Origin of the sequence: Streptomyces sp. NPDC056373, assembly GCF_042262425.1 — a bacterium.
GTDB lineage: Bacteria > Actinomycetota > Actinomycetes > Streptomycetales > Streptomycetaceae > Streptomyces.
This window is the reverse complement of the sequence record NZ_JBHJPX010000022.1, coordinates 13,927-27,192: the sequence shown is the minus strand read 5'-3', so window position 1 is coordinate 27,192 and position 13,266 is coordinate 13,927. Positions and strand designations below refer to the sequence as shown.

Annotated in this window: 11 protein-coding genes; 9 read left to right on the top strand and 2 right to left on the bottom strand. The window is 73.9% G+C overall.

The features are described 5' to 3' along the window. The first annotated feature begins 5 nt into the window (after positions 1 to 5). From ACFCXS_RS35020 to ACFCXS_RS35005, 4 genes are all read left to right on the top strand, one after another. Positions 6 to 1,958, top strand: coding sequence for a prolyl oligopeptidase family serine peptidase (locus tag ACFCXS_RS35020; RefSeq protein WP_376647401.1), 1,953 nt, complete (start codon positions 6 to 8; stop codon positions 1,956 to 1,958). Beyond that, on the top strand, positions 1,955 to 2,887 hold the full coding sequence (locus ACFCXS_RS35015) for an LD-carboxypeptidase (RefSeq protein WP_376647400.1): 933 nt from the start codon (positions 1,955 to 1,957) through the stop codon (positions 2,885 to 2,887). Before ACFCXS_RS35020 ends, ACFCXS_RS35015 begins: the two co-directional genes overlap by 4 nt. Before the next feature lie 133 nt (positions 2,888 to 3,020). Further along, positions 3,021 to 4,805, top strand: a complete 1,785-nt coding sequence (locus tag ACFCXS_RS35010) for a CocE/NonD family hydrolase (protein ID WP_376647399.1) — start codon at positions 3,021 to 3,023, stop codon at positions 4,803 to 4,805. A gap of 44 nt (positions 4,806 to 4,849) precedes the next feature. Then, positions 4,850 to 5,410, top strand: coding sequence for a GNAT family N-acetyltransferase (locus ACFCXS_RS35005; RefSeq protein ID WP_376647398.1), 561 nt, complete (start codon positions 4,850 to 4,852; stop codon positions 5,408 to 5,410). Positions 5,411 to 5,455: 45 nt separating this feature from the next. On the opposite strand, the gene ACFCXS_RS35000 is transcribed toward ACFCXS_RS35005, so the two are convergent. Beyond that, positions 5,456 to 5,803, bottom strand: a complete 348-nt coding sequence (locus tag ACFCXS_RS35000) for a VOC family protein (protein WP_104780926.1) — start codon at positions 5,801 to 5,803, stop codon at positions 5,456 to 5,458. Positions 5,804 to 5,851: 48 nt separating this feature from the next. Here ACFCXS_RS35000 and ACFCXS_RS34995 point away from each other — a divergent pair, with 48 nt between their 5' ends. Next, positions 5,852 to 6,331, top strand: a complete 480-nt coding sequence (locus ACFCXS_RS34995) for a phage holin family protein (protein WP_376647397.1) — start codon at positions 5,852 to 5,854, stop codon at positions 6,329 to 6,331. A gap of 6 nt (positions 6,332 to 6,337) precedes the next feature. After that, complete coding sequence (locus ACFCXS_RS34990) at positions 6,338 to 7,390, top strand: SDR family oxidoreductase (protein WP_376647396.1); 1,053 nt, start codon at positions 6,338 to 6,340, stop codon at positions 7,388 to 7,390. 26 nt (positions 7,391 to 7,416) lie between these two features. Here the strand turns inward: ACFCXS_RS34990 and ACFCXS_RS34985 are convergent, their stop codons facing one another. Further along, complete coding sequence (locus ACFCXS_RS34985) at positions 7,417 to 8,379, bottom strand: TIGR03557 family F420-dependent LLM class oxidoreductase (protein ID WP_376647395.1); 963 nt, start codon at positions 8,377 to 8,379, stop codon at positions 7,417 to 7,419. Positions 8,380 to 8,550: 171 nt separating this feature from the next. Between ACFCXS_RS34985 and ACFCXS_RS34980 the strand changes: the two genes are divergently transcribed. The 3 genes from ACFCXS_RS34980 to ligD are packed head-to-tail and all read left to right on the top strand — an operon-like array spanning position 8,551 to position 13,258. Beyond that, positions 8,551 to 10,488, top strand: coding sequence for an FAD-dependent oxidoreductase (locus ACFCXS_RS34980; RefSeq protein ID WP_376647394.1), 1,938 nt, complete (start codon positions 8,551 to 8,553; stop codon positions 10,486 to 10,488). Then, on the top strand, positions 10,485 to 12,332 hold the full coding sequence (locus tag ACFCXS_RS34975; RefSeq protein WP_376647393.1) for a transketolase: 1,848 nt from the start codon (positions 10,485 to 10,487) through the stop codon (positions 12,330 to 12,332). Before ACFCXS_RS34980 ends, ACFCXS_RS34975 begins: the two co-directional genes overlap by 4 nt. Beyond that, positions 12,329 to 13,258: a non-homologous end-joining DNA ligase gene (ligD, locus tag ACFCXS_RS34970; protein ID WP_376647392.1), complete on the top strand. Its 930-nt coding sequence runs from the start codon at positions 12,329 to 12,331 to the stop codon at positions 13,256 to 13,258. The genes ACFCXS_RS34975 and ligD overlap by 4 nt, the downstream gene beginning before the upstream one ends. Positions 13,259 to 13,266: the final 8 nt, after the last annotated feature.

The following is a 13,266-nucleotide window of genomic DNA, read 5'->3' as shown; positions in this document are numbered from 1 at the left end:
AGACGGTGCGGACGCTGGCCTACGGGGCGTGGCCCTCGCCCATCGACGCGGCCCTGACCGCCGCGCACGACGGGCACCCGGAGCACGTGGGCTTCGTCGGCGACGAGGTGTGGTGGACCGAGCCGCGGCCCGCCGAGGGCGGCCGTCGCACCCTGGTGCGACGGCATGCCGACGGCCGGGAGGAGTCGCTGCTGCCCGCGCCGTGGAACGTACGCAGCCGGGTCATCGAGTACGGCGGGCACCCGTGGGCCGCGCTCGACGGCGACAGCGGACCGCTCGTGGTGTTCGTGAACTTCGCCGACCAGCGGTTGTACCGCTGCGATCCGGGCGGCGAACCCCGTCCGCTCACCCCCGTGTCCCGCGTGGGCGGGGGACTGCGCTGGGCCGAGCCGCTGCCGCTGCCCGAACGGGGCGAGGTGTGGTGCGTGCTGGAGGAGTTCACCGGCGGCGGCCCCACCGACGTGCGCCGCGTCCTGGCCGCCGTCCCCCTGGACGGATCCGCCGCCGAGGACCGCGGCGCGGTACGCGAACTCACCGACGGCAGGCACCGGTTCGCGACGGGGCCGAAGCTCTCGCCCGACGGGCGACGGGCCGCCTGGCTCGCCTGGGACCATCCGCGCATGCCGTGGGACGGCACCGAACTGCTGCTCGCCGACATCGCACCCGACGGCACCCTGAGCGGCGGCCGGGTCGTGGCAGGCGGCCCCGGCGAGTCGATCGCCCAGGCCGACTGGACCCACGACGGCCGCCTGCTGCACGCGAGCGACCGCACCGGCTGGTGGAACCTCTACCTCGACGGGCAGCCGCTGTGCCCGCGCGAGGAGGAGTTCGGCGGCGCCCTGTGGAAGCTGGGCTCGCGATGGTTCACGCCGCTGGAGAGCGGTCTGATCGCCGTCGTGCACGGCCGCGGCGCCACCGCCCTCGGTGTACTGCACCCGGAGAGCGGCGAGGTCGTCGACGCGGCCGGGCCCTGGACCGAGTTCGCCCCCACCCTGGCCGCCCGCGGCGAACGGGTCGTCGCCGTCGGGGCCAGTCCGCGCAGTGCCTACGAGGTCGTCGAGCTGGACGCCCGCACCGGACGGGCCCGCGTCGTCGGCGCCGAGCACGACGACGCCGTCGATCCCGCGTACTACCCCGAACCGCAGATCCGCACCTTCACCGGCCCCGACGGACGCGACATCCACGCGCACATCTACCCGCCGCACCACCCCGGCTGCGTCGCGCCCGGCGACGAGCTGCCGCCCTACGTCGTCTGGGCGCACGGCGGGCCCACCGGCCGGGCGCCGCTCGTGCTCGACCTGGAGATCGCCTACTTCACCTCGCGCGGCATCGGCGTCGCCGAAGTGAACTACGGCGGCTCCACGGGATACGGCCGCCCCTACCGGGAGCGGCTGCGCGAGCAGTGGGGCGTGGTGGACGTCGAGGACTGCGCCGCCGTCGCCCTGGCCCTCGCCGACGAGGGCACCGCCGACCGCGGCCGCCTCGCCGTCCGGGGCGGCAGCGCCGGCGGCTGGACCGCGGCCGCCTCGCTCACCACCACCGACGTCTACGCCTGCGGCACCATCAAGTACCCGATCCTGGACCTGACCGGCTGGGGCACCGGGGAGACCCACGACTTCGAGTCGCGGTATCTGGAGGGCTTGATCGGGCCCCTCGACGAGGTGCCCGCCCGGTACGCGGAACGCTCGCCCGCCGCCCACGCCGACCGCCTCAGCGTGCCGTTCCTGCTGCTCCAGGGCCTGGACGACGTGATCTGCCCGCCCGTGCAGTGCGAGCGGTTCCTGGCCCGGCTGGCGGGCCGGAGGGTGCCGCACGCCTATCTCACCTTCGCGGGGGAAGGGCACGGGTTCCGCAGGGCCGAGACCATGGTGCGCGCTCTGGAGGCCGAACTCTCCCTCTACGCCCAGGTGTTCCGCCTGGAATCGCCTGGTGTCCCGACCCTGGAGCTCGCCGAGTGAACCCGTTGGTACGACCGCCCCGGCTCACCCCCGGTGCCCGCGTCGCCGTCGTCGCGCCGAGCGGGCCCGTACCCGAGGAGCGGCTCCAGGCCGGGCTCGACATCCTGCGCGGCTGGGACCTCGACCCCGTGGTGGCACCCCACGTGCTCGCCCGGCACGACGCGCTGGGCTACCTGGCCGGTACGGACGAGCAGCGCGCCGCCGACCTCCAGGGGGCCTGGTGCGACCCGTCCGTGGCGGCCGTGCTGTGCGCCCGCGGCGGATACGGGGCGCAGCGCACGGTGGACCTGCTCGACTGGCAGGCGATGCGGGCGGCGGGCCCGAAGGTGTTCGCCGGGTTCAGTGACATCACCGTCCTGCACCAGGCGTTCGCCACGCGTCTGGGCCTGGTCACCCTGTACGGGCCGGCGGCCGCCGGAGTCGACTTCCTCAAGAACGCCCGGGCCCAGGACCATCTGCGGGCCACCCTCTTCGAGCCGGAGACCGTGACGACCCTCACGGCCGTCCCCCCGGGCGGCACCGCACTGGTACCGGGCCGCGCCGGGGGCGTCACCCTCGGCGGCTGTCTCAGTCTGCTCGCGAGCGACCTCGGCACCCCGCACGCCCACCCCGGGGCGCGCGACGGGCTGCTGCTGATGGAGGACATCGGCGAGAGCCCGTACCGCCTGGACCGCTTCCTGACGCAACTCCTGCGCACCGGCTGGCTCGACGGGGTCGCCGGCATCGTCCTCGGTTCCTGGGCGGGATGCGGACCGTACGAGGAACTGCGCGCGGTCCTCGCCGACCGGCTCGGTGGTCTGGGCGTCCCGGTCGTGGAGGAGTTCGGGTTCGGGCACGGCGAGGGGGCACTGACCATGCCCCTCGGGGTGAGGGCCGAACTGGACGCCGACGCGGGCACGTTGACCCTGGAGGAACCGGCCCTCGGCTGACGGGCTACCCCTCCTGAAAGCCCGTCAAGAACCCTCGTTTCGGTGATTGACGGCTTCTGACACGTGTCACACCATGACAATCGGCCAGTACCTACTGGTCGGTATCCGGATTGCCCTCACCGTGGAGGTCCGAGTGTCCCGACGCCTGCCCAGAACCCGCGCACCCCTCGCTCTGGCTCTGGGCGCCGCCCTGGCCGTGCCCCTCGCCCTCACCCCGCCGGCTGCCTCGGCCGACGCCTACACCGTCACTCCGCTGAAGTTCACGGTGCGGACGGGCGGCCGTGCCTGCACGGTCGACGCCGACCTGTACCGTCCCGCGGGCGTGGACCGCGCCCACCCCGCGCCCGCCGTGCTCGGCACGAACGGCTTCGGCGGCAGCAAGACGGACGGCTCGACGGACGCCATCGGCAAGGCCTTCGCCCGACGCGGCTACGTCTCGCTCGTCTACTCCGGGCTCGGATTCGGCCGCAGCGGGTGCCTCATCTCCCTCGACGACCCGGACATCGACGGGGCCGCCGCCTCGCGGCTGGTCGACTTCCTCGGCGGCACCCGCGCCGCCGACGACGGGACCACCGCCGACTTCGTCACCCGCGACGCACCCGGCGACCCGCGCGTCGGCATGATCGGCGGCTCCTACGGCGGCGCCGTCCAGCTCGCGACGGCCGCCGTCGACCACCGCCTCGACGCACTCGTGCCGATGATCACCTGGAACGACCTGGCGTACGCGCTGGCTCCCAGCAACGCCGTCGGCGGCCGGGACGTCCCAGGGGCCTTCAAATGGCAGTGGACGAACGGCTTCTACCTCATCGGCGAGGGCCAGCCGCTGCTCCAGCCCGCTCTCGACCCCTCCCGCATCAACTCCCTGGCCTGCCTGCACTTCGTCACCGAGGCCTGCCGCACCGTCCACACCCTCAATTCCGGGAGCTACCCGGCCGACCGGACCGCCGAGCTGCTCGCCTTCGCGCGCCGCGTCTCCCCGGTGTCCTACCTCGACCGCGTCGACACGCCGACCCTGCTGGTCCAGGGGCAGGCCGACACCCTGTTCAACCTCAACGAGGCGACGGCGACGTACCGGACGCTGAAGGCCCGGGGCACACCCGTCAAGATGATCTGGCAGGCCTGGGGCCACAGCGGAGGGCTCACCGGCCCCGCCGCCGCCGGGGAACTCGACCTGACCAAGGGCAACCTGGAGACCAGCTACGTCGGCCGGCGCGTCCTCGCCTGGTTCGACCGGCACCTGCGGAAACGACCCCACGTCGACACGGGACCGGCGTTCGCCTACCAGCGCGACTGGATCACCGACCCGGACCGCACCTACGCCACCGCCGACGACCTCCCGGCCCTCAGCCGCACCCTGTACCTCTCCGGCGACGGCAAGCTCGTCGACGACCGGCGCGAGGTGGCCCGCGGCAGCCGCGCCTACACCAACCGGCTGATCCCCACGAGCCATTCGGAGAGCTCGCTCGCCGGGCTCATCGGGCTGCCGGACCCACCGCCGAGCGACACCGAAGGCACCTACCTCGCCTGGACGACCGCGCCGCTGGAACGCCCCCTCGTCGTCGTCGGAGCCCCCCGGGCCACGCTCAAGGTCGTCTCCCCGAAGGCCGAGCGCACCCAGAACAGCCCCGACGCCGCCGACAAGCTCGTGCTGTTCGCCAAGCTCTACGACGTCGCCCCCGACGGCAGCCGCACCCTGGTGCGCCGCCTGGTCGCGCCGGTACGCGTCCCGGACGTCACCCGGAGCTTCACCGTCACCCTGCCCGGCATCGTGCACCGGTACGAGACCGGGCACCGGCTGCGGTTCGTGATCGCCGCGAGCGACGACGCGTACTTCGGCAACCGGGGCGTCAAGCCGGTGACCGTGGTCGGCGGGCCGCGCGACACGGGGGTGCTGCGGCTGCCGGTCGCCGGCTCCTGACGCCCCGACTGGGGACACACAGGCAGCGCGGTTACTGTGGCGGGGTGCCGCACCACGCATCCCGCCACCTCGCCGAAGGCCCCCGGGTGGGCATACGCCACTTCACCTACGAGGACGGCGCCGAGTTCACCGCCCGCGCCCGGGAGAGCAAGGACCTGCACCACCCGTGGCTCTTCCCGCCCACCACGGCACAGGCGTACACCGCCTACGCCGGCCGGCTGATCGAGGATCGGTCCAAGGCCGGCTTCCTGGTCTGCGAGAAGAACGACGGGGCCATCGGCGGCTTCATCAACATCAACAACATCGTCGAGGGCGGCTTCCAGTCCGGGGCGCTGGGCTACGGCGCCTTCGCGCACGCCGCCGGGCGGGGGCTGATGCGCGAAGGGCTGGACCTCGTCGTGGGGTACGCGTTCGGCCCGATGCGGCTGCACCGGCTGGAGATCAACGTCCAGCCGGGCAACGCCGCGTCGATCGCCCTGGCCCGCGGCTGCGGCTTCCGCCTGGAGGGCTTCTCACCGAAGATGCTCTTCGTCGACGGGGCCTGGCGCGACCACGAACGCTGGGCGATCACCACCGAGATGATCACCGACCCGGGGCGGCACTGAGACCCCGCCGTCGCTCACCAGGCGGACCTGAGACCCGGGCGGCGCCTACGCGTGACGGTCCACGTACTCGTAGATCGACCCGTCGGGATGCAGGGCGATCAGGTTGCGGCCCGCCGGCGAGGCGATCGGGCCCGCGACGATGTGAGCGCCCAGTTCGGTCAGCACCTTGTGGGTCTCGTCCACGTCCGTCACGGCGATCGTCGCGGCGACCTTGCGCAGCACCTCCAGCTCGGCCGGGGGGCCGCTCATCAGCAGGAAGCAGCCGATGGCCGCCACCTGGACACCTCCCCGCTCGAAGCGCTGGGCTCTGCCGCCCGCCAGTCGCTCGTAGAAGGGGATCGCGGTCTCGAGGTCGTCGACGCAGACGCGCAGTGTGGCACCCAGAATCTCCATACGGCTGAGCCTAGTTACGCGCGAGGGGCCGAGGGTACCCGGCCGGGTATGAAGCCGTTGGATCACCTGGAGCATCTGGACAAGCACCTCGTCGACGAGCTGGCACAGGTGGCGCGCGAGACGGTACGGGAGGAGCTTCGCGAGCAGACGCGCAAGCAGCGTCGCAAGGCCGCACTGTACGCCGCGTCCGGCGCGCTCGCCCTGTACGCGGGCGCGGCCCTCGCGCTCGCCGTGGGACTGGCCCTCGCCCTCGGTCTGCCCGGCTGGGCCGCCGCGCTGATCACCGCCGTGATCCTGGGCGCCCTGGCCTACGTGCTGCGCGGCATGGCCCGGCCGTCCGGGCCGGGCGCGGGGCACGCGGCCGGGACGGCGCCGGGCGGCGACGGCGCCCGCCGGACCGCCGCCGAGGCGGTCGGCGGCATGCCGTATCCGCCGGTGCCGCCGGCCCCGCCCGGGGGCACGGCCGCCCCGGGCCCCGTGCCCCTGCGGCCGGCGGGCGACCCGGACGTGCCCCGCCGCGGGGTGTGACGCCGGATGCGCACACCAGGAACATCGCACCGGCGCGGCCGGGTGGTGGTGGTGACGGGAGCCAGTGGCGGTGTCGGCCGGGCCACGGTCCGGGCCTTCGCCGCCCGCGGCGACAGGGTCGCCCTGCTCGCCCGCGGACGTGAGGGACTCGCCGCCGCGGCGGACGCGGTGGAACGCGCGGGAGGAGAGGCGCTCGTCGTCCCGGTGGACGTCTCCGACGCCAAGGCCGTCGACGACGCCGCCCAGCAGGTCGTCGATGCCTACGGCCACATCGACGTCTGGGTCAACAACGCCTTCACCGGGGTGTTCGCACCGTTCACCGAGGTCGCCCCGGACGAGTTCCGGCGCGTGACCGAAGTGACGTACCTGGGCTACGTGTTCGGCACCCGGGCCGCCCTGCGCCACATGCTGCCGCGCGACCGCGGCACGATCGTGCAGGTCGGCTCCGCACTCGCCTACCGGGGCATTCCGCTGCAGTCGGCGTACTGCGGGGCCAAGCACGCGATCCAGGGGTTCAACGAGTCGCTGCGCTGCGAGCTGCTGCACGCCCGCAGCGGGGTGCGCACGACGATGGTGCAGCTGCCGGGTCTCAACACCCCGCAGTTCGACTGGGTGCTGAACCGGATGCCCGGGCGGGCCCGGCCGGTCGCGCCCGTGTACCAGCCGGAGGTCGCCGCCCGGGCCATCGTGCACGCGTCGTCGCACGCACGGCGCCGGGAGTACTGGGTGGGCGGTTCCACCGTCGCCACACTCCTGGCCAACGCGGTGGCCCCCGGACTGCTCGACCGCTACCTGGCCCGCACCAACGTCGACGCGCAGCAGGAGGACGGCCCGCCCGGGGGGCCCGCGAACCTGTGGTCCCCGGCGGACGGGCCGCACGGGCGGGACTTCGGCGCCCACGGGCGCTTCGACGACGAATCCACGGGCGGCAGCCCGCAGCAGTGGCTGTCGCGGAACCGGGGACGGATGGGCGCGGCCCTCACCGCGGCAGCGGCCGCCCTGACCGTACGGAAACTGGCAGCCGCGCCCCGGCGCCGGCGGCCGGGGCGCGGTCTCTGATCCGTTCCCGGATTCCGGGACCTGCCTCAGACGGCCTGCTGGAGCTGCGGCAGCACCTTCGTGCGGTAGAAGTCGAAGAAGCCGCGCAGGTCCGGGCCGATCTGGTTGACGTAGACCCGGTCGAAGCCCGCGTCGGCGAACTGCTTCAGCTCCGCCACGTGCTCGTCCACGTCGTCGCCGCACACCCGGTTCGCCCGCACCATGTCCTCGGTGACGAGCTGCTGTGCCTGCTCGAAGTGCTTGGGGGAGGGCAGCACCTGGCCCAGTTCGCCCGGCAGCTGCTCGTTCGCCCAGAGCCGGTGGACGGTCCGGACGGCCTCGTCCCTGTCCGTGCCGTAGCAGACCTTCGTGCCGCCGCTGACGAGTTTTCCGCCGCCCCCGCCCTTGCGGTACTGCTCCACCATCGCCTCGTCCGGCGTCACGGTGATGTAGCCGTCGCCGACCCGGGAGGCGAGCTGCGTCGCCGCGGGGCCGAAGCCGGAGATGTCGATCGGGATCGGCTCGTCCGGGACGGTGTACAGACGGGCGTTCTCGACCGTGTAGTGCGGCCCGTGATGGTTGACCTCCTCGCCGCTGAACAGCCGGCGCATCACCTGGATGGCCTCCTCAAGCATGTCCAGCCGGACGTGCGCCGGGGGCCAGTGGTCGCCGAGGATGTGCTCGTTGAGCGCCTCACCGGAGCCGACGCCGAGCCGGAAGCGGTTGTTCGTCATCACCGCGCTGGTCGCCGCGGCGTGCGCCACCACCGCCGGGTGCATGCGCACGGTCGGGCAGGTCACCGCCGTCTCGATCGGCAGGGAGACCGCCTCGGACAGTGCGCCGATCACCGACCACACGAACGGGCTCTGGCCCTGCGCGTCGTTCCAGGGGTGGTAGTGGTCGGAGATCCACAGGGCCTCGAACCCGGCCTGCTCGGCCATCCGCGCCTGCTCGATCAGCTCGGCGGGTCCGTACTGCTCGCAGGAGAGAAAGTATCCGTACTCGGGCATGGGGAAGTGCCTCCGCGACATCGGCGGTCCGTATCCCGCACCGGGTACCCGAGCGAGGGGCCGGAAACCGGCGGCGTGCGGGTGAGCGGGCTCCTCGCCGACGTTTGGGTGCCCTGGCCAGGGGGACGCGGAAGGCCCCGAGCTACGCGACAGCGCCGGAGGCGAGCGACCGTGAGTCGACCCCGCATCCTGGTCGTCGGTGCCGGCTTCGCCGGGTACCGCACGGCCCGCACCCTGTCCCGGCTCACCCGGGGCCGGGCCCACATCACCCTGCTCAACCCGACCGACTACTTCCTGTACCTGCCCCTGCTGCCCCAGGTCGCCGCCGGCGTCCTGGAGCCGCGCCGGGTCACGGTCTCCCTCCCGGACTCGCTGCCGGACGTGCGGCTCGTGCTGGGCGAGGCCGACCGCATCGACCTCGACGACCGCACGCTGCACTACACCGGCCCCGAGGGGGAGGGCGGCACCCTCGCCTACGACCGGCTGGTGCTCGCCGCGGGCAGCGTCAACAAGCTGCTGCCCATTCCCGGTGTCGCCGAGCACGCGCACGGCTTCCGGGGGCTGCCGGAGGCCCTGTACCTGCGCGACCACGTGACCCGGCAGGTCGAGCTCGCGGCCTCCTCCGACGATCCCGGGACGTGCGCGGCGCGGTGCACCTTCGTGGTGGTCGGGGCCGGATACACGGGCACCGAGGTCGCCGCGCACGGGCAGATGTTCACCGACGCGCAGGTGCGCAAGCACCCGCTGCGGCAGGGCATGCGACCGCGCTGGATGCTGCTGGACGTGGCGCCGCGGGTACTGCCCGAGATGGACGAGAAGCTGTCCGCCACCGCCGACCGGGTGCTGCGGCAGCGGGGTGTCGACGTGCGGATGGGGACCTCCGTGAAGGAGGCCACGCACGACGGGGTCCTGCTGACCGACGGAGAGTTCGTCGAGACCCGGACGCTGGTGTGGTGCGTGGGCGTACGCCCCGACCCGCTGGTCGAGTCCCTGGGACTGCCGATGGAGAAGGGACGGCTGCTCGTCGACCCGCACCTGCGGGTGCCGGGGCGGCCGGAGTTGTTCGCCTGCGGTGACGTGGCCGCGGTACCCGACCTGGAGAACCCGGGGAGCTGCACGCCGATGACCGCGCAGCACGCCTGGCGGCACGGCAAGGTCGCGGCGGAGAACGTCGCCGCCTCGCTCGGTCTCGGCGGTGCGCGCAAGCCCTACCGCCATCGTGACCTGGGCTTCGTCGTCGACCTCGGCGGGGCGAAGGCCGCCGCCGATCCTCTCGGCGTGCCCCTGTCCGGCGTACCGGCGGGCGCGGTGACGCGGGGCTACCATCTCGCCGCGATGCCCGGCAACCGCGTCCGGGTCGCGGCCGACTGGCTGCTGGACGCCGTACTGCCCCGACAGGCCGTGCAGTTGGGTCTCGTACGGTCCTGGTCCGTGCCGCTGGACACCTCGTCGCCCGAGGTGGCCCGGGTGCCGGGCGGACCCGGGCAGCGGCAGGAGGCGAGTGCCCGCTCCGGGCCGGGGGCGGCGCTCGCGGCCGACACGGACGACGGGGGCGCCGGACCTGCCCGGTACCGGCCCCCCGATGAGCCCGCGAAGGGGCAGCCCGGATCCGGGGCGACGCAGGTACGGCCCGGATCCGGGGCCGCGCAGCCGCGGTCCGAGCCCGAGACCGCGAAGGGCCGCCCGGCCACGGGACGTCCCGGCTCGGGGCGCGGGCAGTTGCGATCCGAGTCGGAGACCGCGAAGGGGCGCCCCGCTGCGGAACCCGCGCGGACCGCCGACGAGCCTGCGAAGAGGAGGCCGGGCGGTGGGCCGGCCGGGGGGCAGCCGGGCGATGAGCCCGCGAAGAATCAGCCGGGCGGTGAGCCCGCGAAGAACCAGCCGGGCGGTGAGCCCGCGAAGAACCAGCCAGGGGGTGAGCCCGCGAAGAACCAGCCGGGCGGTGAGCCGGCCAGGGGCCAGCCGGGTGGCGGGCCCGCGAAGAACCAGCCCGGCCCCGCGCGCCCTCCCGGCCCCGGGCAACCCCCTGCCCCCCACCCCGCCCCCGGCCCCGTCAAACGAACCGACGTCCCGGACGACCCGGACGACTCCACGAAAGGAGACTCATGAACACCGGTGAACTCACCGACCTCGGACAGCAGCTGCGGGTGGACAGTGTCCGCGCCGCCGCCGCGGCGGGATCCGGGCACCCGACGTCCTCGATGTCCGCGGCCGACCTGATGGCCGTCCTGCTCGCGAACCACCTCCGCTACGACTTCGACCGCCCCGCCCACCCCGGCAACGACCGCTTCGTCCTCTCCAAGGGCCACGCCTCCCCGCTGCTGTACTCCGCGTACAAGGCGGCCGGCGCCATCGACGACGAAGAGCTGCTCACCTTCCGCAAGCTGGGCAGCCGCCTCGAAGGACACCCCACCCCACAGCGCCTGCCGTGGGTCGAGACGGCCACCGGCTCGCTCGGGCAGGGCCTGCCCGTCGGGGTCGGCATCGCGCTGGCCGGCAAGCGGCTCGACCGCACCGGCTACCGCACCTGGGTGCTGTGCGGCGACAGCGAACTGGCCGAGGGATCCGTGTGGGAGGCCGCCGAGCACGCCGGGTACGAGCACCTGGACAACCTCACCGTGATCGTCGACGTCAACCGGCTCGGCCAGCGCGGCCCCACCCGGCACGGCCACGACCTGGACGCCTACGCCCGGCGCTTCCAGGCCTTCGACTGGCACACCGTCGAGGTCGACGGCCACGACGTGGACGCCGTCGACCGGGCCTGTGCCGAGGCCGCCTCCACCAAGGGCCAGCCCACCGCGATCCTCGCCCGCACCCTCAAGGGCAAGGGCGTCGAGGGCGTCCAGGACCGCGAGGGTCTGCACGGCAAGCCGCTGCCGGAGGCCGAGGAGGCGATCACCGAACTCGGCGGCCCGCGCGACATCCGGGTCCGGGTGCAGGAGCCGCCCGCCGCCCGCATGCTGCACTCCGTTCACACCGGGAGCTACGAACTCCCGAAGTGGGGCAAGGGCGAGGAGGTCGCCACCCGCAACGCCTTCGGCGAGGCGCTCGCCGCCCTCGGCACCGGCCGCGGCGACATCGTGGCCCTGGACGGCGAGGTGGGCGACTCCACCCGCGCCGAGTTCTTCGCCAAGGAGCACCCCGACCGCTACTTCGAGTGCTACATCGCCGAGCAGCAGCTCGTGGCCTCGGCGGTCGGACTCGCGTCCCGCGGCTGGGTGCCGTACGCCGCCACCTTCGCGGCCTTCCTCACCCGCGCGTACGACTTCATCAGGATGGCGTCCGTCAGCGGTGCCGGCATCAACCTCGTCGGTTCGCACGCGGGCGTCGCCATCGGCGAGGACGGACCCAGCCAGATGGGCCTGGAGGACCTGGCGATGATGCGGGCGGTGCACGCCTCGACCGTGCTGTACCCGTGCGACGCCAACCAGACCGCACGGCTCGTCGGCGCGATGGCCGGCCTGGAGGGCGTCCGCTACCTGCGCACCTCGCGCGGCGAGAGCCCGGTGATCTACGCCCCCGACGAGGAGTTCCCGGTCGGCGGCAGCAAGGTGCTGCGCTCCTCCGGCGAGGACCGGCTGACCCTCGTCGCCGCGGGAGTCACCGTGCACGAGGCGCTGGCCGCAGCCGAGGCCCTGGAGCGGGAGGACATCGCGGTGCGGGTGATCGACCTGTACTCCGTGAAGCCCGTCGACCGGACCACCCTGCGCCGTGCCGCCGAGGAGACCGGCTGCCTGGTGACCGTGGAGGACCACCACCCCGAGGGCGGCCTCGGGGACGCGGTCCTCGACGCCTTCACCGACGGACGCCCCGTTCCGCGCCTGGTGCGGCTCGGCGTGCGGAGCATGCCGGGCTCGGCGTCCCCCGAGGAGCAGCTGCGCGCCTCGGGCATCGACGCGGACTCCATCGCGGCGGCCGGACGGCTGCTGGTGGAGGAGGCGGTCGTGCGGTGAGCGGCGGCGACGGCACGCGCGGGGTGCGGGCGGGCCGCCGCACGGTGGAGGTGCACCGGCCGGACAAGGTGCTCTTCCCCGGCGGCGGCGACGCCAAGGAGTACACCAAGGCCGACCTGGTGGACTACTACCGGGCCGTCGCGCCCTTCATGCTGCCGCACCTGCGCGGCCGCCCGCTGATGCTGGAACGGCACCCGGACGGCATCGACGGACCGACGTTCATGCAGAAGAACACCCCGGAGCACTACCCGGAGTGGATCCCCCGGGTCGAGGTGGCCAAGGAGGGCGGCACCGTCCGCCACGCCGTCTGCGACGACACGGCCACCCTTGTCTACCTGGCCGATCAGGCGAGCATCACCCTGCACCGCTGGCTGTCACGCTCCGACCGGGTCGACCACCCCGACCGGCTGGTCTTCGACCTCGACCCCTCGGGGAACGACTTCGAGGCCGTACGGGAGGCCGCCCGGCTGCTCGGGGAGCTGCTCGACGAGCTGGAGCTGCCCTCGGCGCTGATGACCACCGGCTCGCGCGGGCTGCACGTCATCGTGCCGCTGAACGGCCGGCACGACTTCGACGAGGTGCGCGCCTTCGCCCGGGACGTGGCCGGCACCCTCGCCGACGCGCACCCCGGCCGGCTCACCACCGCCGCCCGCAAGAAGGAGCGCGGCGAGCGGCTCTACCTCGACATCCAGCGCAACGCCTACGCCCAGACCGCCGTCGCGCCCTACACGGTCCGGCCCCGCCCGGGCGCGCCGGTGGCCACCCCCATCACCTGGGACCAGCTGGACGACCCCGAGCTGCACGCCCGCCGCTGGACCCTCGCCGACGCCGTCGAGCAGGCCCGCACGAACCCCTGGTCAGGCCTGCTGAGCCGCGGCCGGGCGCTGGGACCGGCCCGGCGGCGGCTGGACGCCCGGCGCGGCTGAGGCCCCCC